Genomic DNA, 24,153 nt, shown 5'->3' with positions numbered 1-24,153 from the left:
GTCGCCCCCCCCCGCGAAGCGAGAGGGGGCGCCGTGCAACGGGAAGACGCGCAGCGGCTCAGGGGGCGCTTCGTGTCAACGAAGCCCCAAACCTCGGGCGATCATTCCGCGCAGGATGTCGCGCGTGCCGCCGCGCAGCGAATACGAAGGCGCAACCTCCGTCACGTAGTTGAGGGTGCGCAGCAGCTCCAGCGGAACCTCGGACGCCTCGCGTGCGAACAGGTCGTCGGCGATGGCGGCGGGAATGGACTGCTCCAGCGTCGTGCCCAGCTCCTTGACCAGGGCCGCCTCGACGATGGGGCTTTCGCCGCGCACCAGCTTGTCCTGCACGGCCACCGACATGGCGCGCAGCGGGGCCAGCTCGGTGAACACGCGGCCGGCCAGGCGCAGCGCGCCTTCGCTGCGCTCGCCCGTTGCACGCAGCCAGGCCAGCCATTCGTCGAACAGCACGATGCTGGAGAACAGCCGCTCGGGCCCGCTTCGCTCGAAGGCCAGCTCGGCCGTGACCTGCTCCCAGCCCTGGCCTTCCTGGCCGATCAGGGCGTCGGGCGGCAGCTGCACGTTGTCGAAGAAGACTTCGCAGAAATGGCTGTCGCCCGAGAGGTCGGTGATGGGCCGCACGGTCACGCCCGGCAGCGACAGGTCCACGATGACCTGGGACAGCCCCTTGTGCCGGTCATCCGCCTCGCCCGAGGTGCGCACCAGGGCGATCATGTAGTGGCAGTGGTGGGCGTTGGTGGTCCAGATCTTCTGGCCGCTGAGCACGAAGCCCTTGTCGTTCGGCACGGCGCGCGTCTTCACGCTGGCCAGGTCCGAGCCCGCGCCCGGCTCGCTCATGCCGATGCAAAAGAAGGCCTCGCCCCGGCAGATGCGCGGCAGGTAGAACCGCTTTTGCGCCTCGGTGCCGTACTTGAGGATCAGCGGGCCGCTCTGGCGGTCGGCAATCCAGTGCGAGCCCACGGGCGCGCCACAGGCCAGGTATTCCTCCACCAGCACATAGCGCGTGAAGGCGCTGCGCCCGCCGCCGCCGTACTCGCGCGGCAGGGTGACGCCGATCCAGCCCTTTTCGCCCAGCTGCCGGCTCAGTTCGGCGCTGTAGCCGCCCCAGGAGCGCGCACGCACATGGGGCGGCAGGCCGCTTATGGCCTGGGCGAGGAAGGCACGCACCTCGGCGCGCAGGGCTTCGTCCTCGGCAGGGATGCGGGTCAGGGCAAGGGAATCAAGCACGCTCATTGCAGGGCTCCATGGTTGGACCCCACTCTAGGCAGCCGGTCTGTCGCAGTCCAATATTAAAAACCGAGCCACTGATACCGTTTGAATATCAGGCAGCCTGTGCCTTGGCATGCTGCGCCGCAAAGCCCACATACCAGTCCAGGCAGCCCGGGTTGGCCATGGCCTCCTTGTTGACCACCTTGTCCAGCGGCTGGCCCAGCATCAGCTTCTTGATGGGCAGCTCCTGCTTCTTGCCGCTGAGCGTGCGCGGGATTTCGGCCACCTGCACGATCTCGTCGGGCACGAAGCGCGGCGACAGGGCCTGGCGGATGGCGCCCTGCAGGCGCGCGCGCAGGGCGTCGTCCAGATCCACGCCCGGGCGCAGCACCACGAACAGCGGCATGTAGCTTTCGCGGCCCAGGTATTCGAGGTCCACGACCATGGAGTCCAGCACTTCGGGCAGGGCCTCGACGGCGCTGTAGATCTCGCTGGTGCCCATGCGCAGTCCGTGGCGGTTGATGGTGGCGTCGCTGCGGCCGTAGATGATGCAGCCGCCCTCCGGGAGGATGCGTATCCAGTCGCCGTGGCGCCAGACCGGGCCCATGGAGGCGGGGCCGTCGCCGCCGCCGGGCGCGCGGCCATGGCCGGCCGGGTACATGTCGAAGTAGCTGGACAGGTAGCGCTTGCCGTCCGCATCGCCCCACAGGTACAGGGGCATGGAGGGGATGGGCTGGGTGCAGACCAGCTCGCCCACCTCGTCGATGACGGGCTGGCCCTGCTCGTTCCAGGCCTCGACGGCCGCGCCCAGCTGGCGGCATTGCATGATGCCGGGCTGCTGGGGCAGCTCGCGGTGGCCGCCGATGAAGGCGCCCGCGAAGTCGGTGCCGCCGGAAATATTGTTCCACCAGATGTCAGGCCGCCCCATGCCTGCGAACTGCGCCGTACCCCAGCTTTGCACCTCGGGCGACAGCGGCGAGCCCGTGGTGCCCAGGCTGCGGATGCGCGACAGGTCGCCGCACTGCGCCAGCTCCACGCCGGCCTTCATGCAGTTGGCGTAGAAGGCCGCGCCCGAGCCGAAGCTGGTCACGCCGGTCTCGGCCGCGAAGCGCCACAGCACGCCCCAGTCGGGCCTGTCCTTGCTGCCGCCGGGGCTGCCGTCGAAGATCACGCAGGTGGTGCCGCCCAGCAGGCCCGAGACCTGGGCGTTCCACATCACCCAGCCCGTGGAACTGTACCAGTGGTAGCGCTCGCCCCAGCTGTTGGGGTGGTAGCTGCAGCCCACGTCGTTGTGCAGGGCCTTGAGCTGCAGGGCCACCAGCACCATGCCGCCATGGCCGTGGACGATGGGCTTGGGCAGGCCGGTGGTGCCGCTGGAGTAGACGATCCACAGCGGGTGGTCGAAGGGCAGCCATTCGGGCTCGAAGGCCGCCGTGGCCGCGTCGTCGCGGGCCATGACCTGGCCGTAGTCGGCGGCATCGGCCAGCCTGGCCTCCAGGTCCAGGTTGGGCACCAGCACCACATGCTCCACGCTGGGCAGGCCTGCGCGCAGCTCCGCCAGCACGGCCATGCGGTCGATGCCGCGCCCGGCGTAGTGCACGCCATCGACGGCGATCAGCGCCTTGGGCGCGATCTGGCGGAAGCGGTCCAGCACCGCGTTGGTGCCCATGTCGGGCGCGCAGATACTCCAGACGGCGCCCAGGCTGGCCGTGGCCAGCAGGGCGACCATGGCCTCGGGGATGTTGGGCAGGTAGGCAGCCACGCGGTCGCCGCGGCCCACGCCCTGGGCCTTCAGGTGCAGGGCCAGGGCGGCGACCTGCCGGCGCAGGTCGGGCCAGGACAGTTCGCGGTGGCGGCCCGTCTCGTTGCGGCTGACCACGGCGGGCATGCCGGCCGCATGGGCGGCATCCACATGGCGCAGCGCCTGGCGCGTGTAATTGATCTGGGCCCCCGGAAACCACTGGGCGCCGGGCATGGTGTTGCGCTCCAGCACGGCCGTGTGCGGCGTGGGCGACTGCAGCGCGTTGTAGTCCCAGATGCTTTGCCAGAAGGCGTCCAGGTCGGTCACCGACCAGCGCCACAGCGCGTCGTAGCTGTCGAACTGCAGGCCGTGGCGCTCGCGCAGCCAGTCCTGGTACAGGCGGATCTGGGGGATGAAGGCAGGGGTGTGGCTCATGACCGGCCACGGTACGCGCGCGCTGCCCGCGAGCCCAGACGGGAAAGCCACTAGCCTGGCACCTGGGCGACAAAGTCTGTGGACCGGATCACGTATCTGCGCACAAACACTAGGAAAAAATTTCCGCTCGCCCCTACCTGCCAGAAAACAAATGCCTCTAATATCGCGCCAATTTTTTACAAGGAGCGATGCCACATGGGCCTTTTCCAATGGACGGAGAAATCCGCCGACCAGCTGCAACGGGGAGGTGTGATCGGCCCCGATGAGCGCCTGCCCTGGCCCCAGACCGGGCTGATGGGCATACAGCACGTGATCGCCATGTTCGGCTCCACCGTGCTCGCGCCCATCCTCATGGGCTTCGATCCCAACGTGGCCGTGCTCATGAGCGGCATCGGCACGCTGATCTTCTTCCTGATCACGGGCGGCAAGGTGCCCAGCTACCTGGGTTCGTCCTTTGCCTTCATCGGCGTGGTGATCGCAGCCACGGCCTATGGCGGCAAGGGCGCCAACGGCAACATCGGCGTGGCACTGGGCGGCATCATTGCCTGCGGCGCGGTCTATGCGCTGATCGGCCTGGTGGTGCAGATGGTGGGCACGCGCTGGATCGAGCGCTTCATGCCGCCCGTGGTCACGGGCGCCGTGGTGGCCGTGATCGGGCTGAATCTGGCGGCCATCCCCGTCAAGAACATGGCGGCCAACAACTTCGAGTCGTGGATGCAGGCCCTGACCTTCGTCTGCGTGGGCCTGGTGGCCGTGTTCACGCGCGGCATGGTGCAGCGCCTGCTGATCCTGGTGGGCCTGATCGCCGCCAGCCTGCTGTACGGCCTGTTCACCAATGTGCTGGGCATGGGCAAGCCCGTGGACCTGTCGGGCGTGGTCAACGCCGCCTGGTTCGGCCTGCCCCAGTTCCACGCGCCCGTGTTCAGCGGCCCGGCCATGGTGCTCATCGTGCCCGTGGTCATCATCCTGGTGGCCGAGAACCTGGGCCACATCAAGGCCGTGACCGCCATGACGGGCAAGAACCTGGACCAGTACATGGGCCGGGCCTTCATCGGCGACGGCGTGGCCACCATGGTCAGCGGCGCGGCCGGCGGCACTGGCGTGACCACCTATGCCGAGAACATCGGCGTGATGGCCGCCACGCGCATCTACTCGACGGCCGTGTTCTTCGTGGCCGCCGTCCTGGCCGTGCTGCTGGGCTTCTCGCCCAAGTTCGGCGCGCTGATCCAGGCGATCCCGCTGCCCGTGATGGGCGGCGTGTCCATCGTGGTGTTCGGCCTGATCGCCGTGGCCGGCGCCAAGATCTGGGTGGACAACCGCGTGGACTTCTCGCAGAACAAGAACCTGATCGTGGCGGCCATCACCCTGATCCTGGGCACGGGCGACTTCACGCTCAAGTTCGGCGACTTCGCGCTGGGCGGCATCGGGACCGCGACTTTCGGCGCCATCATCCTGTACGCGCTGCTGGATCACGCACGCGACGATCAGCCACTGATTCATTGAATGTGAGCACGCGCAAACATTCTTTGAACCTTTGACTGCGCGGCAGGGCCTTTACGGGGAAACCCGAGGGCCGCTGCCAGCGCTGCTACCATCGGTTTCCGGAGATATACCGCCCTTGCGTTCTTGCATGGGGCGGTTTTTTTTAGGCTTGCAAGCCAGCGCTGCGGCATGTTGCCGGCTGGCGCGAGCCGTCAGCCGGAGCCATAGATGTCCCTCGCAGACCGCGTACGTTTCCCAGAATTCCTTTCGCGCACCATGACGGCCGAGCAGGCCGCCGCCCTGATCCCCCACGGCGTCAACGTCGGCATGAGCGGGTTCACGGGCGCGGGCTACCCCAAGGCCCTGCCCCAGGCCATCGCCCGGCACGCCAAGAGCGAACACGCGGCCGGCCGGCCCTACAAGATCAATGTCTGGACCGGCGCCTCCACGGCGGCCGAGATGGACGGCGCGCTGGCCGAGGCCGACGCCCTTGGCCAGCGCCTGCCCTTCAACACCGACCCGACCTGCCGCGCCAGGATCAATGCCGGCGAGATCGACTTCATCGACATGCACCTGTCCCACGTGGCCCAGCATGCGTGGTTCGGCTTCCTGGGCCCCATGAGCGTGGCCGTGGTCGAGGTGCTGGGCGTGACCGAGGACGGGCGCCTCATCCCCTCCACCGCCGTGGGCAACAACAAGACCTGGCTGGAGATCGCCGACAAGGTGATCCTGGAGGTCAACACCAAGCCGCCGGCCAAGATGGAAGGCATGCACGATATCTATTACGGCACGGCCATCCCGCCGCGCCGCGTGCCCATCGCCCTGACCCATGCCGATGACCGCATCGGCGAGCCCTACCTGCGCGTGGACCCGGCCAAGGTGGTCGCCGTGGTCGAGACCCATAAGGGCGACCGCGACAACGTCTTCGCCCAGCCCGACGCCAACTCCAACCTGATCGCCGCGTCCATCATCGACTTCCTCGCGCACGAGATGAAAATGGGCCGCCTGCCCAAGGAGATGCTGCCCATCCAGTCGGGCGTGGGCAACGTGGCCAACGCCGTGCTGGCCGGCCTGCTGACGGGTCCGTTCGAGAACCTGCTGGGCTTCACCGAGGTGCTGCAGGACGGCATGCTGGACCTGCTGCGCGCAGGCAAGATGGCCAAGGCCTCGGCCACCTCGATCTCGCTGTCCGGCAGCGCCTACAGGGACTTCGAGGAGAACATCGACTTCTACCGCGAGCGCATCATCCTGCGCCCCCAGGAGATCAGCAACCACCCCGAGCTGGTGCGCCGGCTGGGCGTGATCGCCATGAACTCCATGATCGAGGCCGACATCTACGGCAACATCAACTCCACCCACGTCATGGGCACGGGGATGATGAACGGCATCGGCGGCTCGGGCGACTTCGCGCGCAACGGCTACCTGTCCTTCTTCGTCACGCCCTCGGTGGCCAAGGGCGGCAAGATCAGCTGCATCGTGCCCATGTGCTCGCACGTGGACCATACCGAGCACGACACGCAGATCATCGTCACCGAGCAGGGCCTGGCCGACCTGCGCGGCCTGTCGCCGCGCAAGCGCGCCCAGGTCATCATCGACCGCTGCGCCCATCCCGACTTCCGCCCCCAGCTGCAGGACTACTTCGACCGCGCCCAGCACCAGGGCGCCCTGCACACGCCCCACATCCTGGGCGAGGCGCTGAGTTGGCACCAGCGCTTCGTGGAAACGGGCGACATGCGCGCCTGAAGCGCGCAAGCGCGCCAGCGGCAGTCTCCTGGGCTACAGGCAGCCATCGGCATGGCTGCCCGGACTGGCGTAGCATGCAAGGACGGCCCACGGGGCCGTCTTTTTCGTTGCACCCACAGGACTTCTCCCATGCCGATCTGGAAGCGCAGCTTCACCCTTGAAGACATCACCTCGCTGAGCGCCGACACGGCCGTCTCGCACCTGGGCATCGAGTTCACCGAGATCGGTGACGACTTCCTGCGCGGCCGCGTGCACGTGGACCAGCGCACCTGCCAGCCCTACGGCATCCTGCACGGCGGCGTGAACGTGGTGCTGGCCGAAACCCTGGGCTCGGTGGCGGCAGCCTGCTCCATCCCCGAAGGCTGGCGCAGCGTCGGCCTGAACGTCTCGGCCAACCATGTGCGCGCCGCGCGCCAGGGCTGGGTCACGGGCACGGCCCGCCCCGTGCACCTGGGCCAGACCACCCATGTCTGGGCCATCGAACTGCACGACGAAACCGGCCGCCTGACCTGCACCTGCAGCCTGACCATGGCGCTGCTGCCGCCCACGCATGCGCAGAACGTCAAGCTCGCGGCGCAGCCGCCGGTGGCGGCACAGCCCTGATCAAACCCCCAGCAACTCCGACAGGCGCTGCGGCTGCGTCAGCAGTTCCCGCGAATCGGCCTGCAGCGCCAGCCGGCCCTTGGCCATGACCACGGCGCGGTCGGTGTGGGACAGGACCTTTTTGTAGTCGCGGTCCACGATCAGGGTGGAGATGCCGGTGCTGCGGATGGCGGCGATCACGCGCCAGATTTCGGCGACGACCAGGGGGGCCAGGCCTTCGGTGGCTTCGTCGAGGATGAGCAGGCGCGGGTGCGTCATCAGCGCGCGGCCTATGGACAGCATCTGCTGCTCCCCGCCCGAGAGCTGGTCGCCGCCGTTGGCCAGGCGCTCCGCGAGCCGGGGGAAGGTGTCGAGCACGCGCTCCAGCGTCCAGTGGCGCTCTCCCTGCAGGCCGGGGCGGGCGCTCATGACCAGGTTCTCGCGCACGCTGAGGTTGGGGAAGATGCCGCGCCCCTCTGGCACATAGCCAATGCCCAGCCGCGCCATGCGCTCGGGCGGCGCGCCCGTGCAGTCGCGGCCATCGGCACGCAGGCGGCCGGAGCGTGCCGGAACATAGCCCATGAGCGTGCGGATCAGCGTGGTCTTGCCCATGCCGTTGCGCCCCAGCAGGCCCACGGCCTGGCCCGCGCCCAGCGCCAGGCTCACACCCTGCAGGATGTGGCTGTCGCCGTAGTAGGTATGCAGCTCGTCGATGACGAACATGGGCTCAGTCATGGTCTTCTCCCAAGTAGGCTGTACGCACGACCGGATCGACACGGATCTGCGCAGGCGTGCCCGTGGCCACCACGCAGCCGTTGACCATCACGGTGATGCGGTCGGCGATGCGGAACACGGCGTCCATGTCGTGCTCGACCAGCAGCACGGCATGGCCGCGCTTGAGCTCCTGCAGCAGGGCCAGCATGCGCTCGGTCTCCTCGGCGCCCATGCCGGCCAGCGGTTCGTCCAGCAGCAGCACGCGCGGGCCGGTGGCCAGGCACATGGCCACTTCCAGCTGGCGCTTGGCGCCGTGGCTCAGCGTGCCGGCCACGGCCTGGGCCTGCCCGGCCAGGCCAGCCTGCGCCAGGGCCGCATGGGCCTGGCGCAGGCTGGCCGCGCAGCGCTGGGCGGACAGGCCCAGCTGCCAGGGCCTGAGCGCCATCTGCGCCTGGGCCGCGAGCCGGCAGTTCTCCAGTGCCGAGAACTCGGGAAAGATGGTGGTGCGCTGGTAGCTGCGGCCCACGCCGGCACGCGCGCGCCGGGGCTGGGGCATGCGCGTGACGTCCTGGCCCGCGAGCGCGATGCGCCCCGCGCTGGCCGCCAGTTCGCCCGAGAGCATGTTGACCAGGGTGGACTTGCCCGCGCCGTTGGTGCCGATCACGGCATGGACCTCGCCCTCGTGCAGATCCAGGTCCACGCCGCCAACCGCCGTGAGCCCGCCGAAGCGGCGCGTGAGGCCGCGCACCGAAAGCAGTGCCGCATCAGCCATGTCCGGCCTCCTTGTGGTGGACCTCGTTGCGTACTCCAGCGCGTTGCCGAGCAAGGCCCGCCAGCCCGATCAGCCCCATCAATCCTTTCGGCAGCAGGGCCACGAGCACGATGATGGCCAGGCCCAGGCTCAGCTGCCAGTGATCGGCCATGGGGCCGACGATGGCATGCGTGGACAGCACCTCCTTGAGCGCGATGAAGGCCACCGTGCCCAGCACGGCGCCGCGCAGCGAGCCCAGGCCCCCGAGGATGACCATCAGCAGCACCTCGCCCGAGTGGTGCCAGGACAGCAGCTCGGGGTTGACCACGGCATCGCGCACCGCCAGCAGAAAGCCCGCCACGCCGGCCAGCATGCCGGCCAGCACGAAGGCCGCGAGCTTGTACCCGTAGGTGGTGAAGCCGGCCGCGCGCATGCGCTGTTCGTTGACGCGTATGCCCGCCAGCGCCGCGCCGAAGCGCGACTGGCGCAGCCCGGCCAGGAAGGCATAGACCAGCACCAGGGCGGCCAGCACCACGTAGTACTGCACGCGCGGGATTTCCATGTCGATGGCGCCCAGCGCGGGCCGGGCCATCAGGTAGATGCCATCGCTGCCGCCGCCGATGCCCGTGTCGTGGACCACGAAGTAGGCCATCTGTGCGAAGGCCAGCGTCACCATGATGAAGTAGATGCCGCGCGTGCGCAGGCTCAGCAGGCCCACCAGCAGCGCATAGCCGCCCGAGGCCAGCAGCGCCCAGCCCAGCATGGCCGGCAGGCTGCCGCCCTCGTTGCCTGCGGACAGCACGGCGGCATAGGCGCCCAGGCCCATGAAGGCCGCATGCCCCAGGCTCACCAGGCCCGTGCCGCCCACCAGCAGCTGCAGGCTGAGCGCGAAGATGGCCAGGATCATGGTCTTGACCACCAGGCCCGACAGATAGTCCGACCACCAGGGGCCGGCCAGCGCCAGCAGCGCCACGCAGGCCAGCGGCACGGCGCAGGCCTGCCATCGGCAGGCGCGCTGCGGCATCTCTGCGGGCTGCACAGGCTGCAGGGGCTGCACGGCAGCTGCCAGCAGGGCAGGAGAAGGATTGGATACGGCCATTGTTCAGCTCCTTTGCCCCATCAGGCCCTGGGGCCGCCACACCAGCACCACCGCCATCAGCAGGTAGACGCTCATGCCGCTGAGCTCCTGGAAGAACAGCTTGCCGAAGGTATCGACAAAGCCCACCAGCAGCGAGGCCAGCAGCGCACCCGTGATCGAGCCGATGCCGCCGATCACCACCACCACGAAGCAGATGATGAGCACGTTGCCGCCCATGCCCGGATAGACCGAACTCATGGGCGCGGCGATCATGCCTGCCAGTGCCGCCAGCGCCACGCCGATGGCGAAGACGATGCGGTACAGGCGCTTCACGTCGATGCCCAGGCCGCGCACCATGTCGCGGTTGCTGGCGCCCGCGCGCACCATCATTCCCAGGCGCGTGCGGTTGACCACCCAGTACAGCGCCAGCGCCACCAGCAGGCACACGCCCGAGGCGAACAGCCGGTACCACGGATAGCTCATGAGCCCGCCCAGCGAGAAGCTGCCCGACAGCCAGCCGGGCAGCGGCACGCCATGCACGTCGTTGCCCGCCAGCAGCGAGCGCAGCTCCTCGAACACCAGGATCAGCCCGAAGGTCATCAGCACCTGCTGCAGGTGCTCGCGCTCGTAGAGGTAGCTGAAGAAGGCCCACTCCAGCGCATAGCCCAGCACCACGGTCAGCGCCACGCCGGCCAGCAGCATGGTGATGAAGTGCTGGCCCAGCAGCGGGGACAGCGCAAAGGCCATGTAGGCGCCGATCATGTAGAAGCTGCCATGGGCCAGGTTGATCACGCCCATGATCCCGAAGATCAGCGTCAGGCCCGAGGCCAGCAGGAACAGCAGCAGCCCGTACTGGACGGCGTTCAGGCACTGCACGAGAAAGGTGGCAAGGTCCATGGCGATGTCCGTATGCGTCCGTATATGAGTGCGCCCCGCGCCTCACATGCGGCAGCCGCGGCCGGTATCGCCCAGGGCCTTGATGGCCACGCCCATGCGCTGGTTCTCCTTGCCCACGACCTTGCGCAGGTACATGTCCTGCACGGGGTTGTGCGACTTGCTGATGGTGAAGTCGCCACGCGGGCTGGGGATGGTGGCCTTCTCGATGGCCTGGCGGAACTCGGCCTTCTTCGCGATGTCGCCGCCCGCCGCCTTCAGGCCCACGCCCAGCATCTGGGCGGCGTCGTAGCCCTGCACGGCATACACATCGGGCATCAACTTGTAGGCCTGGGCATAGGCGGAGCGAAAGCGCCGGTCGCGCTCCGTGCCCAGCTCGTCGGCGTAGTGCAGCGTGGTCAGCACGCCCTGGGCGGCCTCGCCCTGGGCCTCCAGCGTGCCATCGGTCAGAAAGCCCGAGCCGTACAGCGGGATGGTCTTGTGCAGGCCGGCCGCATGGTAGTCCTTGACGAACTTGACGGCGCCCGCGCCCGCGAAGAAGGCAAACACCGCATCGGGCCTGGCGGCCGCGATCTCGGTCAGCAGGGCCTGGAACTCCACGTTGGGAAAGGGCACGGTGAGCTGCTTGCTGACCTTGCCGCCCTCCTTCTCGAAGCCTTCCTTGAAGGCATTGGTCATCTCCTCGCCGGCCGCGTATTTCCAGGTGATGGTCATGGCGGTTTTCCTGCCCTCCTGCCTGGCCGCCACCACGCCCATGGGATAGGAGGACTGCCAGTTGGAGAAGGACGAACGGAAGATGTTGGGCGCGCACATGGCGCCCGTGACCGCATCGGCGCCTGCATTGGGCACGATGAGCACGGTGCCGCTTTCCTTGGCCGCGCGCGCCATGGCCATGGCCACGCCCGAATGCACGGTGCCCACCAGCACATCGACCTTGTCGCGCTTGATCAGGCGGTTGACGTTGTCCGTGGCCTTGGCCGGATCGGACTCGTCATCGACCTTGAAGAACTCGATCTCGCGCCCGCCCAGCCTGCCGCCCTGCTCGTTCACGAACATGCGAAAGCCGTTCTCTATGGCCGAGCCCAGCGCCGCATAGGTGCCGCTGTAGGGCAGCATGAAGCCGACCTTGATCCTGTCCTGCGCATATGCGCCGCAGGACAGGGAGGCCGTCAGGGCGAGGACGGCCCAGTGTTTGCGATCGGTGTTCATGCGTGTCTCCTTGTGGTGGATGGGTCTTGCTTTTGCCAGGGGAATCGGAAGGGGCCGTTCAGCCGACGCTGGCCTCGCGCTCACGGAGCCTGAAACGCTGGATCTTTCCGGTGGCGGTCTTGGGAAGTTCGTCCACGAACTCGATGAAGCGCGGGTACTTGTAGGCGGCCAGACGCTGCTTCACGAAGGCCTTGAGTTCGGCCTCGGTGGCGCTGCAGCCGTCCTTGAGCACGACGAAGGACTTGGTCTTGAGCAGGCCGTCGGCGTCGGTCTTGCCGATCACGGCGGCCTCCAGCACGGCCGGGTGCTGCATCAGCGTGGCCTCGACCTCGAAGGGCGAGACATAGATGCCGCTGACCTTGAGCATGTCGTCGCTGCGGCCGGCATAGGTGTAGTAGCCATCGGCGTCGCGCACGTACTTGTCGCCGCTCTTGAGCCAGCCGCCCTGGAAGGTCTCGCGCGTCTTGTCGCGGTTGCCCCAGTACATGAGGGCGGCGCTGGGCCCCTGGATGAACAGGTCGCCCACCTCGCCATCGGCCACCGGGCGGCCGTCCTCGCCGCGCAGCTCCACGCGGTAGCCGTCCACGGGCTTGCCCGTGGTGCCGTAGCGGATGTCGCCGGGCCGGTTGGACAGGAAGATGTGCAGCATCTCGGTGGAGCCGATGCCGTCCACGATGTCGGCGCCGAAATGCGCCTTGAAGCGCTGGGCGATCTCGGCCGGCAGCGCCTCGCCGGCCGAGGAGCACATGCGCAGGCTGACCTGCTCGCGCGCGGGCAGCAGGGGCGAGGCCAGCATGCCCGCAAAGCCCGTGGGCGCACCGAAGAACACCGTGGGCCGGTGCTGCACCCAGCGCGCGAAGGTGGCCTCGGGCGTGGGCCGCTCGGCCATCAGCAGCACGGTGGCGCCCACGCTCAGCGGAAAGCTCAGGGCATTGCCCAGGCCGTAGGCGAAGTAGAGCTTGGCGGCGGAAAAGCAGATGTCGCCCTCGCCCAGGCCCAGCACCGGGCCGCCATAGAGTTCGGCCGTCCAGTACGGATTGGCATGCGTGTGGACCGCGCCCTTGGGCTTGCCCGTGGAGCCCGAGGAATACAGCCAGAAGCCCGGGTCATCGCCCAGCGTGGGCGCCGGTGCGGGCAGCGGCGGCTGCGCCGCCAGCCAGGGCTGCAGCGGCGCAAAGCCTGCGGCGCGCGCCGCCGCTTCGTCGCCGGCCACCCAGACATGGCGCACCTCGTTGGGCGCCCGGTCCAGCGCCTGGCGCAGCAGGGGCAGCAGCACATCGCAGGTCAGCACGGCCTGGGCGCGGCTGTGGCCCAGCATGTAGGCGTAGTCGTCGGCCGTGAGCAAGGTGTTCACCGCCACCGGCACCACGCCCGCATACAGCGCGCCCAGAAAGGCCACGGCCCATTCATGGCGGTCGTGCATGAGCAGCAGCACGCGCTCCTCGCGGTGGATGCCCGCCGCCAGCAGGCCGCTGGCCATGCGCTGCGCCTGCTGCTGCAGCTGGCCGTAGCTCAGCGTGCCGTGGTCGTCGATGTAGGCGATCTTGCCGGGCCGATCCCGGTTGAGCGCGAACAGGTGCGCGGCGAAATTGAAGGGCTGGGTGAAGTCGATCATCGGGGTCTCCTTCGACATCGGGCATCCGGCCCGACTTGTGATCTTCCGCGCAACATGCAATATTGTGCGTGCAACACAAAGATAGTTAGAACACAATCCAACGTCAAGCACTATATTGCATGGCTGGTGTTAACCCCGACTGTTTATCATTCACGCCCTCTTCAAGGAAACTCTATGGACCAGTTCGAGACGGCAGCCCAGTCCGCCGGGGCGGCGGATTCCCTCTCAGAAGCCCCCAGGAACCTGGTGCTGCAGGCGCTGGGCGAGCGTGTGCGCAGCCTGCGCTCGCGCCGGGGCATGACGCGGCGCGCCCTGGCGGCGGCGGCCGATGTCTCGGAGCGCCACCTGGCCAACCTCGAATACGGCACGGGCAATGTGTCGGTGCTGGTGCTGCACCATATTGCACAAGCCCTGCAATGCTCCATGGCCGAGCTGCTGGGCGACGTGACCACCACCAGCGCCGAATGGCTGCTGATCCGCGAGCTGCTCGAAGGCCGCAACGAAGAGGACCTGCGCCGCGTGCGCCTGGCCGCGGGCGAGCTGCTGGGCACGGCGCCCAGCGACCGCCAGCGCCACACGCGCATCGCCCTGATCGGCCTGCGCGGCGCGGGCAAGTCCACGCTGGGCCGCATGCTGGCCGAGCAGCTGGGCGTGCCCTTCCTCGAACTCAACCAGGAAATCGAGCGCATTGCCGGCTGCAGCGTGCGCGCCATCCACGACCTGTACGGTGCCAACGCCTACCGTCGCTACGAGCGCCGCGCGCTGGAGGAGGCCGTGCAGATCTACAGCGACGTGGTCATCGCCACGCCGGGCGGCATCGTCTCCGACCCGGCCACCTTCAACGAGCTGCTGTCGCACTGCACCACGGTCTGGCTCAAGGCCCAGCCCGAGGAGCACATGGCCCGCGTCGTGGCCCAGGGCGACACCCGCCCCATGGCCGCCAATCCCGAGGCCATGGACGATCTGCGCAGCATCCTCGAAGGCCGCGCCGGCTTCTACGCCAAGGCCGACCATGTGGTGGATACCAGCGGCCAGACGCTGGAGCAGAGCTTCGATCAGTTGAAGGCACTGTTCCTGCCCGCACGCTGAGACGGCGGCAGCAACCCACGGCATCCAGGCCCCAGGCCTGGATTTTTTTCGCCTGTACTGGCTGGTGTTTACCCTGGATATGGCCAAAACACGCACTATCGTGCGTGTTGTTGCGTGCATTTTCTGGATGAATCTGCATAATTGTGCCTGCACCGTATCTGCGACTGCACTATTTTTCATCCAAGAGGCCGTCCATGCACCCGTCCAGCCCCACTGTCGATTACCGCACCGAGCCCGCCCAGTACCGCCACTGGTCGTTCACCGTCGAGGGCGCCATCGCCCGCATGCAGCTGAACATCGCCGAGGACGGCGGCATACGGCCCGGCTACAAGCTCAAGCTCAACAGCTACGACCTGGGCGTGGACATCGAGCTGCACGACGCGCTCAACCGCATCCGCTTCGAGCATCCGCAGGTGCGCACCGTCATCGTCACCAGCGGGCGCGACCGCATCTTCTGCTCGGGCGCCAACATCTTCATGCTGGGCGTGTCCAGCCATGCCTGGAAGGTGAACTTCTGCAAGTTCACGAACGAGACGCGCAACGGCATCGAGGACAGCTCGCGCCATTCGGGCCTGAAGTTCCTGGCCGCCGTCAACGGGGCCTGCGCGGGCGGCGGCTACGAGCTGGCCCTGGCCTGCGACGACATCGTGCTGATCGACGACCGCTCCTCCTCCGTCTCCCTGCCCGAGGTGCCGCTGCTGGGCGTGCTGCCCGGCACGGGCGGCCTGACCCGCGTGACCGACAAGCGCCATGTGCGCCATGACCTGGCCGACATCTTCTGCACCAGCGTCGAAGGCGTGCGCGGCCAGCGCGCCGTGGACTGGCGCCTGGTCGATGCCGTGGCCAAGCCCGCGCAGTTCGAGGCCGTGGTGGCCGAGCGCGCGCAGCGCCTGGCCGAGGGCAGCACGCGCCCCGCCAGCGCGCAGGGCATCACGCTCACGCGCCTGGAACGCGAGGCCACGGACGACGCGCTGCACTACCGCCATGTCAGCGTGCAGATCGACCGCGCGCGCCGCAGCGCCACGCTGACCGTGAAGGCGCCCACGCTTGGGCAAGGCCCGCAGCCCGCCACCCTCGAAGCCATCGAGCAGGCCGGCGACGCCTGGTGGCCGCTGGCCATGGGCCGCGAGCTGGACGACGCCATCCTGCACCTGCGCACCAACGAGCTGGACGTGGGCACCTGGCTGCTCAAGACCGAAGGCGATGCCGCCGCCGTGCTGGCCGCAGACGCAGCCCTGCTGGCCCACCAGGACCACTGGCTGGCGCGCGAGACGCTGGGCCTGCTGCGCCGCAGCTTTGCGCGGCTGGATGTGTCCTCGCGCACGCTGTTCGCGCTGATCGAGCCCGGCTCCTGCTTCGTGGGCATGCTGGCCGAGCTGGCCTTCGCGGCCGACCGCGCCTACATGCTGGTGCTGCCCGATGACACCGGGCGCGCCCCGCGCATCCAGCTGGACGAATTCAATTTCGGCCTGCTGCCCCTGGTCAACGACCAGTCGCGCCTGCAGCGCCGCTTCTACGAGGAGGCCGCGCCGCTGGAGGCCGCGCGCGCCGCCACGGGCCGCGCGCTGGACGGCGACCAGGCCCTGGCCCTGGGGCTGGTCACGGCCGCGCCCGACGACATCGACTGGGACGACGAGATCCGCATCGCCATGGAAGAGCGCGCCGCCATGTCGCCCGATGCGCTCACGGGCCTGGAGGCCAACCTGCGCTTTGCCAGCCGCGAGAACATGGTCACGCGCATCTTCGGGCGCCTGTCGGCCTGGCAGAACTGGATCTTCAACCGCCCCAATGCCGTGGGCGACAAGGGCGCTCTCAAGCTCTACGGCACGGGCCAGAAGGCCGGCTTCGACTTCAACCGCGTCTGACCGCAGGCACGCCCCGAAACATCCACGGAGACCCCACCATGAGCGCCATCAACTACAGCGAGAAGATCCCCAACAACGTCAACCTCGGCGAAGACCGCACCCTGCAGCGCGCGCTGGAGAGCTGGCAGCCCAACTTCCTGAACTGGTGGGGCGACGTGGGCCCCGAAGGCTCCACCGACTACGACGTCTACCTGCGCACCGCCATCAGCGTGGACCCCCAGGGCTGGGCCCAGTTCGGCCACGTGAAGATGCGCGACTACCGCTGGGGCATCTTCCTGAACCCGGCCGAGGCCGACCGCAAGGTGCACTTCGGCGACCACGCGGGCGAGAAGGCCTGGCAGGACGTGCCTGGCGAGCACCGCGCCAACCTGCGCCGCATCATCGTCACCCAGGGCGATACCGAGCCCGCCTCGGTGGAGCAGCAGCGCCACCTGGGCCTGACCGCGCCGTCCATGTACGACCTGCGCAACCTGTTCCAGGTCAACGTGGAGGAAGGCCGCCACCTGTGGGCCATGGTCTACCTGCTGCACAAGCATTTCGGCCGCGACGGCCGCGAGGAGGCCGAGGCCCTGCTGGAGCGCCAGTCGGGCGACGAGAACAACCCGCGCATCCTGGGCGCCTTCAACGAGAAGACGCCCGACTGGCTGTCCTTCTTCATGTTCACCTACTTCACCGACCGCGACGGCAAGTTCCAGCTGGCGGCGCTGGCCGAGAGCGCCTTCGACCCGCTGGCGCGCACCACCAAGTTCATGCTGACCGAGGAGGCGCACCACATGTTCGTGGGCGAGTCCGGCGTCTCGCGCGTGCTGCAGCGCACCTGCCAGGTCATGAACGAGCTGCGCACCGACGACGTGGGCCGCCTGCGCGCGGCCGGCGTGATCGACCTGCCCACGCTGCAGCGCTACCTGAACTTCCACTACAGCGTGACCATCGACCTGTTCGGCGCCGACCAGTCCAGCAATGCCGCCACCTTCTACAGCAGCGGCCTCAAGGGCCGCTACGAGGAAGGCAAGCGCGCGGACGACCACCGCCTGCACGACCAGCACTACAAGGTGCTGGAGGTCGTGGACGGCAGGCTGCAGGAAAAGGAAGTGCCCATGCTCAACGCGCTCAACGAGGTGCTGCGCGACGACTACATCAAGGACTCCAACGCGGGCGTGGGCCGCTGGAACAAGGTCATGGAAAAGGCCGGCATCGACTTCCGCCTCACGGTGCCGCACAAGGCCTTCAACCGCCAGATCGGCGCGCTGGCCGGCGTGCGCATGAGCCCCGACGGCCGCGTGGTCAGCGAGCAGGAATGGCGCATGCGCGAGGGCGAATGGCTGCCCTCGGACGCCGACCGCGCCTTCGTCGCCTCGCTCATGGGCCGCTGCGTGGAGCCGGGCCAGTTCGCGGGCTGGATCGCGCCGCCGGTCATGGGCATCAACCGCCAGCCCGTGGATTTCGAATACGTGCGCTTCAACTGAAGCGCCGCGCCAGCAGGGAGTCGCCCATGACAGTCGCCTTGGTAGAACACGGCATCCTCACGCAGCACCTGATCGACCCGGAGATCTGCATTCGCTGCAACACCTGCGAGGCCACCTGCCCCGTGGGCGCCATCACGCACGATGACCGCAACTACGTGGTCCTGGCCGAGCAGTGCAACGGCTGCATGGACTGCATCTCGCCCTGCCCCACGGGCGCCATCGACAACTGGCGCAAGGTGCCGCTGGCGCGCGCCTATCCCGTGGCCGAGCAGCTGCTCTGGGACGAGCTGCCCGAGGAGCTGCCGCCTGAGGCGCTGGTCCAGGCACAGGTTCAGGCACGGACCCAGGCACAGGACGCAGCGGACGCGCCCGCCGCCGAGGACCTGAGCCAGGCCCAGGCCGTGATCGCGGCGGCCGCCACGCGCGGTGCGGATGCGGCCCGGCCCGATGACCAGGCCGATACCCAGGTGTTGCGCAGCGCCAGCTACGGCGCCACCGTGCCGCCCTGGTCGGCCGCCCATCCGTACACCAACCTGCATGGCCCCAGGAGCCCCGTCACGGCCACCGTGGTCGGCAACCTCAACTGCACGGAGGCGGGATTCGACAGCGAGACCCACCACATCGTGCTGGACTTCGGCAGCCAGCCGTTCCCCGTGCTCGAAGGCCAGTCCATCGCCGTCATCGCGCCCGGCACCGATGCCCAGGGCCGCCCGCATGTGGCGCGCCAGTACTCGGTGGCCAGTGCGCGCAATGGCGAGCGGCCCGGCTACAACAACCTGGCGCTGACCGTGAAACGCGTCACCCAGGACCACCAGGGCCGCCCCGTGCGCGGCGTGGCCAGCAACTACCTGTGCGATGCGCGCATCGGCGACAGGGTCCAGGTCATAGGCCCGTTCGGCCAGTCGTTCCTGATGCCCAACCATCCCCGATCGCACATCGTGATGATCTGCACGGGCACGGGCAGCGCCCCCATGCGCGCCATGACCGAATGGCGCAGGCGGCTGCGCAAGGGCGGCAGGTTCGAGGGCGGCAAGCTCATGCTGTTCTTTGGCGCACGCACGCCGCAGGAGCTGCCCTACTTCGGCCCGCTGCAAAGCCTGCCGCGCGACTTCATCGACAACAACCTGGCCTTCTCGCGCGTAGCCGGCCAGCCCCGGCGCTACGTGCAGGACCTGCTGCGCGAACGTGCGGCCGACCTCGCCGCCCTGCTGCGCGACGACAACGCGCACTTCTACGTCTGCGGGCTCAATAGCATGGAGGAAGGCGTGGTGCTGGCACTGCGCGACGTGGCGCAGCAATCGGGACTGGACTGGGAGCAGGTCGGCGCGCGCCTCAAGCGCGAAGGCCGGCTGCATCTGGAGACTTATTGAAACACCCCCTGAGTCGCTTCGCGCCTTCCCCCCGAAGGGGGACGACACCCTCGGTGCGGGGCGGCCCTTCCTCGGTGTCCCTGAGTTGAGCCGCGCCAGGTTCCTAGGCAGTTATTGAATGGCGCGCAACACCTTGAAAAACTAATGCGCTGGAGTTCGGACCTGTCCATAGGCATCGCCGGCCAGGGCCTGGGCCAGTATCCAGGCCGGGTCCACCAGCTCGGCACCGCGCGCCAGCGGCGACTGCGGCAGGGCCAGCGGGATCTCGGTGCAGCCCATGATCACGGGCACATCGCCATGGCGCTGCAGCAGCGGCGCCAGCACCTCGCCGAAGCAGCGCGCAGCCAGGTCCATGTCGCCCTGCTTGACGCCGTCGTAGATGCCCTGCATGAGCCGCGCGCGGCCCTGCGCGTCGGGCTGCAGCGCGGTGATGCCGCACTCCCTCAGCGCCGCGTCGTAGAGCCCGCTGTCATAGGTGCCCTGCGTGGCCAGCACGATGGCCTGTTGCGCGCCGCCGGCCTGCAGGTGCAGGGCAGCCTGGCGCGCGATGTGCAGCACATGCAGCTGCGGAAACAGCGCCTGCAGCTGCCCATGCCAGGCATGGGCCGTGTTGCAGGCCAGGGCCACGCTGCGCACGCCCAGCGCCGCCATGCGGCCCACGCCCTGCAGCAGGTGCTGGGCCGGCCCCGTGGGCGACTGCGGGTCCGCGCGCAGCGCCGCGCTGCGGTCGGGCATGGGCAGCTGCACCAGCCAGTGCTCGGGATAGGCCTGGTCATGCACGGGCAGGCCCTGCTGCTGCAGGTGCGCCGTGCAGGCCTGCACGAACAGGCGCACGAAATCCGCGCCTGCGGCCGGGCCCATGCCCCCGAGAATGCCCACCGCGCGCGGGGGCTGAAGCTGCTGCTGCATGCTGCGATCCGAAATCAAAAAGCGGGTTTGTCGCTGAGGTCCTGCAGGTTTTTCTGCAATTGCTCGCTCATCGGCAGGCCCAGGGCCACGTTCCTCGGGGCAATGGGCTGCATGAACCACTTGTCATACAGCCTGGCGAACGCGCCCGACTTCATCATGTCGCCGATCACGCCATCGACCAGCTGCTTGAACTGGGGATCGTCCTTGCGCAGCATGCAGGCATAGGGCTCGACCTGCAGCGAGTCGGCCACCACCTCGAAGTCGCCGGGGTTCTTGGCCGTGGGGATCAGGCCGAAGAGCAGGATGTCGTCCATGCCGAAGGCCGCGGCGCGGTCGTTCTCCACCAGCAGGAAGCCGTCCGCATGGTCCTTGGCCATGACGATGTTCATGCCCCAGGCCTTGTCGGCATTGGCCTTGCGCAGCACCTGCAGGTTGGTGGTTCCCGTGGTGATGGCCACGGTCTTGTCCTTGAGGTCGGCGTAGTTTTTGATGCCCGAACTCTTCTTCACCAGCAGCCGCGTGCCCGTGTAGAAATGGTTGATGGCAAAGGCCACCTCCTTGCCGCGCACCGTGTTGTTGGTGGTCGAGCCGCATTCCAGGTCGATGGTGCCGTTGGCCAGCAGCGGCATGCGGTTCTGCGAGGTCACGGCCTGCCACTGCACCTTCAGATCGGGCCGGTTCACCGCCTTCTTCACGGCCTCGGCCACGGCCTGGGACATCTCCACCGTCATGCCGATGGGCTTGCCGTTGTCCAGGTAGCTGAAGGGCACGGAGGACTCGCGGTAGGCCAGCGTGATGCGGCCGCTGTCGCGCACCTTGGCCAGCGTGTCGGCATGGGCCGCAGCCAGGCCTCCCAGGGCCAGGGCCGCGCACAGCGCGGTGGTGTGAAGTTGCATGCTTGTCTCCTCGTCTTTGGTGGATGTGCGGCCAGTGTAGGAAGGGCGGCGGCCTTTGCGGAATGACAATATCGGGCCGGTCCATGCCCGCCGGTTATGGGCTGGCCGCCTGCCCGCAGCAGCAGCCCCCGGCCATAACCTGCATGCATACCCCCTGTGCCAAATGCCATGGCGCAGCCTGCCGCGCGCGGCCTACAGTGCGGCTGCATGGAGAAACGATCAATGCATGTCTGCATCGTGGGCGCCGGCATCGTCGGCCTGGCAACGGCCTGGGCGCTGCAGCAGGCCGGCCACCGCATCACCGTGCTGGACCGCGCACCGGGCCCCGCCCAGGGCGCCAGCGGCGGCAATGGCGCGCAGCTGAGCTATTCCTACGTGCAGCCGCTGGCCGATCCCGGCATCTGGAAGATGCTGCCCCGCCTGCTGCTGGAAAAGGATTCGCCGCTGGCCTTCCGCCTGCGCGCCGACCCCGCGCAATGGGCCTGGGGGCTGCGCTTTCTGGGCGCCTGCAATGCCCATGCCTCGGCCGAAGGCACGCGCGCCCTGCTGGCCCTGGCCGCCGAAAGCCGCCGGGCCTTCGAGTCGCTCCAGGCCGACGAAGCACTGGCCTGCGACCTGCACACGCCGGGCAAGCTGGTGCTCTACCCCACCCAGCAGGCGCTGGATGCCGCCGCGCAGCAGGTGGCACTGCAGGCGGGCCTGGGCGGCGCGCCGCAGCGCATCGTCAACGCCGCCGAAGTGGCGCGCATCGAACCCGCGCTCGCCGGCTACGCCCAGCGCATTGCAGGCGCCGTGCACACGCCCAGCGAAGCCGCCGCCGACTGCCGCCTGCTGTGCGAACAACTGGCCGCCCGGCTCACCGCACGCGGCGCCGAACTGCGCTACGGCGTGGAGCTGCAGGGCTTCGAGCGCGAAGGCGACGCCATCACCGGCCTGCGCACCGCCGCAGGCCCGCTGCCGCTGCGCGCCGACCACTACGTGCTGGCCAGCGGCTGGGAAAGCGCGGTGCACGCGCGCCAGCTGGGCCTGAGCATTCCCGTCTATCCGCTCAAGGGCTACAGCATCACCGCCGATGCCGCAGCGCGGCTGCCGCACGCCGCGCCCCGGGTCAGCGTCACCGACACCGCACGCAAGGTCGTCTTCGCACGCATCGGCGAACGCCTGCGCGTGGCCGGCATGGTGGAGATCGTGGGCCGGGACACGCGCACCGACCCGCGCCGCATCGCCAGCCTGCGCCGCTCCACGCAGGAGGTCTTCGCCGACCTGCCGCTGGACGGCAACCTCCACCCCTGGACCGGCATGCGACCCGCCACACCCACCGGCTTGCCCCTCACCGGCCGCCAGCGCGGCGGTCCGCGCAACCTGTGGCTGCAGACAGGGCACGGCGCGCTGGGGCTGACGCTGGCGTTCGGGTCGGCGCAGAGGCTGGTGGGGCAGATGGAGGCGGACGATCTGTAGAACCCGGTCCCGCAGCCACCTATGTCATGTCGCCGCTCAATCTCCGTACGAGTTGCCAGTCGTCCTTGGACCAGCCATGTCGGGCATCCACCGACATGGCTGCGGCGCCAATCAAGGCAAGCCAACCGCTGGCCTCCACACTTCGCAACGGCTCCCATGCCGGCCGCTGGGCTATTTGCTGCCAATCCGAACCATGGCAACCAGTGCACTTTGTCAGCGTGTCATCAGGCCGGAGTGGTTCGACCGTGACCGTCCCGGGTGGCACTTCGCCCCAATCAGCGATGAGGGTCTCCAAGGAACCTGTTGGAGGCATACCTCCTCGACCCAGAATCCACTTGATCAAGCGCTCCCATAGCTAGACATCGGGAGGTTGATTGCGTGAATCGACATTTTTTGCTTTGGCCCAGGCATCGTGAGACATCGGATTGATGTAGGCCACCAAAATGCATCTACTGGATCCTGCTTGACAGATGGTCACTGTATCTCCGGGCTTCCACTGTCCAATCGACAAGGACGAGTTGACCGTCTCCAGGATGAATCGAGCAATCTCGGTGTTGTTCCACCCGCGCGGATCTTCCTGGGTGTCGGAGACGCCACGCCAACTCGCTGCGATGAGTAACGCGGCAAGCGCGATGATGATCATAGAGCGCCACGTTTGGGGCAGGCGCGGTGACAACGAAGTTATTTGGCTAGCCACCACAGCATCTCCTCAGCAACTCCTGGGCCATATCCCTCGCGCGTTGACGGCCCTCAGGCGGCACTCGTTGGTCGATGCTCTGAAGCAGGTTTGCTTGCGATGACACATTGCCTTTGGCCTTGGCGTCGGCATAGACATATGCCCACACCTCGGCAGGCTGCGGCTCCCCCCATGTGGGGTTACTTCTGATGGAGGCCATCGAGATCAGCGCATCGACATAGCCTTGGTCGATCAAGGCGTTGAGGTATATCAGGGTGGTGCGCCGATACTCGGCGAGGCGCTCTGGATCCGTTCTCGCATGCTCCAGACCCCGGGTCCAGTAGGCTCCGCCATAGTCCATCATGCTCTGAGGATCTCCCTGCACCGCGAGCCGGGCCGTCCACTCATCGGCCCTTGTGTATGCGTCCATCGGGAGTTGTCCGCAGCCAGGGCGCGCACTGGCCCTCTGCTCCCGAGCCAGCCGTTGCGCCATTGCGTGCCCCTTGGGGTCGGAATCCGGCGGAACCAGCAGCGCCATGCGCTCATAGAGGGACGCCATCCAGCAAGGCTCCAATGCCTTGTGGAGTTTGGCGACTTCGCCGGCCTGGTCCAGCGTGACCTCGCTGCGGGCAAGCCGGTTGTACAGAATCTCCGCCGATGCATCCACGACAACGGCAGGAAACGCCTTGGCTCTAGGTGCCGTGGGGGGCGCCACCGGCACGGGCGCCGGTACGGAAGCGATCGCCGGTGGAGCGGGAGTTTCAGGTGCTGGCGCAGCAGGCCCGGAAGCTTGCGCAGGTGGCTTGGTTGCGCTCACCTGTGCATGCCTGACCTCAGGCGCTGGTTCGGCAAAAAAGATGAGCGCCAGCCCACCGGCAAAGGCAAGAGCAGCACATGCCCAGGCAACTATCTGCCAGCGCGGACGCAAAGCTACTGAATTTCTCATGCCCCTCCTTCATGACGATGCAGTC

At 68.1% G+C, this 24,153-nt stretch carries 20 protein-coding genes; 8 read left to right on the top strand and 12 right to left on the bottom strand.

Features of this window, described 5'->3' with window-relative positions; genetic code table 11:
• Window positions 1–75: 75 nt before the first annotated feature.
• Together ACFPFG_RS18660 and ACFPFG_RS18655 are read right to left on the bottom strand one after the other, a co-directional pair.
• Entirely contained in the window at window positions 76–1,233 is a 1,158-nt protein-coding gene (locus tag ACFPFG_RS18660) for an acyl-CoA dehydrogenase family protein (protein WP_380107780.1), read from the bottom strand.
• A gap of 88 nt (window positions 1,234–1,321) precedes the next feature.
• Window positions 1,322–3,385, bottom strand: a complete 2,064-nt coding sequence (locus ACFPFG_RS18655) for an acetoacetate--CoA ligase (RefSeq protein WP_380107778.1) — start codon at window positions 3,383–3,385, stop codon at window positions 1,322–1,324.
• Between the two features lie 195 nt (window positions 3,386–3,580).
• Between ACFPFG_RS18655 and ACFPFG_RS18650 the strand changes: the two genes are divergently transcribed.
• From ACFPFG_RS18650 to ACFPFG_RS18640, 3 genes are all read left to right on the top strand, one after another.
• On the top strand, window positions 3,581–4,888 hold the full coding sequence (locus tag ACFPFG_RS18650) for a solute carrier family 23 protein (protein ID WP_197954285.1): 1,308 nt from the start codon (window positions 3,581–3,583) through the stop codon (window positions 4,886–4,888).
• 207 nt (window positions 4,889–5,095) lie between these two features.
• Window positions 5,096–6,610 (top strand): acetyl-CoA hydrolase/transferase family protein, encoded by a 1,515-nt coding sequence (locus tag ACFPFG_RS18645; protein ID WP_312373394.1) that lies wholly within the window; start codon window positions 5,096–5,098, stop codon window positions 6,608–6,610.
• A gap of 129 nt (window positions 6,611–6,739) precedes the next feature.
• Window positions 6,740–7,213, top strand: a complete 474-nt coding sequence (locus ACFPFG_RS18640) for a hotdog fold thioesterase (RefSeq protein WP_012202024.1) — start codon at window positions 6,740–6,742, stop codon at window positions 7,211–7,213.
• Here ACFPFG_RS18640 and ACFPFG_RS18635 read toward each other — a convergent pair whose 3' ends face one another.
• Genes ACFPFG_RS18635 through ACFPFG_RS18610 form a run of 6 tightly spaced genes read right to left on the bottom strand, consistent with a single transcriptional unit; the run spans window position 7,214 to window position 13,453 of the window.
• On the bottom strand, window positions 7,214–7,927 hold the full coding sequence (locus tag ACFPFG_RS18635) for an ABC transporter ATP-binding protein (RefSeq protein ID WP_380107775.1): 714 nt from the start codon (window positions 7,925–7,927) through the stop codon (window positions 7,214–7,216). It lies immediately after the preceding gene.
• Window positions 7,920–8,678: an ABC transporter ATP-binding protein gene (locus tag ACFPFG_RS18630; protein ID WP_380107773.1), complete on the bottom strand. Its 759-nt coding sequence runs from the start codon at window positions 8,676–8,678 to the stop codon at window positions 7,920–7,922. Before ACFPFG_RS18630 ends, ACFPFG_RS18635 begins: the two co-directional genes overlap by 8 nt.
• On the bottom strand, window positions 8,671–9,756 hold the full coding sequence (locus ACFPFG_RS18625; protein ID WP_183018667.1) for a branched-chain amino acid ABC transporter permease: 1,086 nt from the start codon (window positions 9,754–9,756) through the stop codon (window positions 8,671–8,673). The genes ACFPFG_RS18630 and ACFPFG_RS18625 overlap by 8 nt, the downstream gene beginning before the upstream one ends.
• Before the next feature lie 3 nt (window positions 9,757–9,759).
• Window positions 9,760–10,632 carry a branched-chain amino acid ABC transporter permease gene (locus ACFPFG_RS18620; RefSeq protein WP_013799989.1) on the bottom strand — a complete coding sequence of 291 codons (873 nt, stop codon included), beginning with the start codon at window positions 10,630–10,632 and terminating at the stop codon, window positions 9,760–9,762.
• Between the two features lie 42 nt (window positions 10,633–10,674).
• Window positions 10,675–11,838 (bottom strand): ABC transporter substrate-binding protein, encoded by a 1,164-nt coding sequence (locus ACFPFG_RS18615; protein WP_013799988.1) that lies wholly within the window; start codon window positions 11,836–11,838, stop codon window positions 10,675–10,677.
• Between the two features lie 58 nt (window positions 11,839–11,896).
• On the bottom strand, window positions 11,897–13,453 hold the full coding sequence (locus ACFPFG_RS18610) for a benzoate-CoA ligase family protein (protein ID WP_380107770.1): 1,557 nt from the start codon (window positions 13,451–13,453) through the stop codon (window positions 11,897–11,899).
• 174 nt (window positions 13,454–13,627) lie between these two features.
• Between ACFPFG_RS18610 and ACFPFG_RS18605 the strand changes: the two genes are divergently transcribed.
• The 4 genes from ACFPFG_RS18605 (at window position 13,628) to boxA (ending at window position 19,243) form a co-directional block, all read left to right on the top strand.
• Complete coding sequence (locus ACFPFG_RS18605; RefSeq protein WP_312373384.1) at window positions 13,628–14,542, top strand: helix-turn-helix transcriptional regulator; 915 nt, start codon at window positions 13,628–13,630, stop codon at window positions 14,540–14,542.
• 194 nt (window positions 14,543–14,736) lie between these two features.
• Window positions 14,737–16,407, top strand: coding sequence for a 2,3-epoxybenzoyl-CoA dihydrolase (gene boxC, locus ACFPFG_RS18600; protein ID WP_312373382.1), 1,671 nt, complete (start codon window positions 14,737–14,739; stop codon window positions 16,405–16,407).
• A 38-nt stretch (window positions 16,408–16,445) separates the two neighbouring features.
• Entirely contained in the window at window positions 16,446–17,873 is a 1,428-nt protein-coding gene (gene boxB / locus ACFPFG_RS18595; protein ID WP_047475127.1) for a benzoyl-CoA 2,3-epoxidase subunit BoxB, read from the top strand.
• A 26-nt stretch (window positions 17,874–17,899) separates the two neighbouring features.
• The gene (boxA, locus tag ACFPFG_RS18590; RefSeq protein ID WP_380107767.1) at window positions 17,900–19,243 is read left to right on the top strand and encodes a benzoyl-CoA 2,3-epoxidase subunit BoxA; all 1,344 of its coding nucleotides are present in this window, start codon (window positions 17,900–17,902) and stop codon (window positions 19,241–19,243) included.
• Window positions 19,244–19,384: 141 nt separating this feature from the next.
• On the opposite strand, the gene ACFPFG_RS18585 is transcribed toward boxA, so the two are convergent.
• Together ACFPFG_RS18585 and ACFPFG_RS18580 are read right to left on the bottom strand one after the other, a co-directional pair.
• Window positions 19,385–20,152 carry an aspartate/glutamate racemase family protein gene (locus ACFPFG_RS18585; RefSeq protein ID WP_380107765.1) on the bottom strand — a complete coding sequence of 256 codons (768 nt, stop codon included), beginning with the start codon at window positions 20,150–20,152 and terminating at the stop codon, window positions 19,385–19,387.
• Window positions 20,153–20,166: 14 nt separating this feature from the next.
• A complete protein-coding gene (locus tag ACFPFG_RS18580) occupies window positions 20,167–21,048 on the bottom strand; it encodes an amino acid ABC transporter substrate-binding protein (RefSeq protein WP_012202010.1) in 882 nt (293 codons plus the stop codon).
• A gap of 222 nt (window positions 21,049–21,270) precedes the next feature.
• Between ACFPFG_RS18580 and ACFPFG_RS18575 the strand changes: the two genes are divergently transcribed.
• Window positions 21,271–22,506, top strand: coding sequence for a D-amino acid dehydrogenase (locus tag ACFPFG_RS18575; protein WP_380107763.1), 1,236 nt, complete (start codon window positions 21,271–21,273; stop codon window positions 22,504–22,506).
• A 355-nt stretch (window positions 22,507–22,861) separates the two neighbouring features.
• Here ACFPFG_RS18575 and ACFPFG_RS18570 read toward each other — a convergent pair whose 3' ends face one another.
• Complete coding sequence (locus ACFPFG_RS18570) at window positions 22,862–23,149, bottom strand: hypothetical protein (protein ID WP_380107761.1); 288 nt, start codon at window positions 23,147–23,149, stop codon at window positions 22,862–22,864.
• Window positions 23,150–23,195: 46 nt separating this feature from the next.
• Complete coding sequence (locus tag ACFPFG_RS18565) at window positions 23,196–23,849, bottom strand: hypothetical protein (protein WP_043780170.1); 654 nt, start codon at window positions 23,847–23,849, stop codon at window positions 23,196–23,198.
• Window positions 23,850–24,153: the final 304 nt, after the last annotated feature.

Origin of the sequence: Delftia deserti (genome assembly GCF_042653485.1) — a bacterium.
In the GTDB taxonomy this organism is placed as follows: Bacteria; Pseudomonadota; Gammaproteobacteria; order Burkholderiales; family Burkholderiaceae_C; genus Comamonas; species Comamonas acidovorans.
This window is presented reverse-complemented; position numbering and strand designations above follow the sequence as displayed.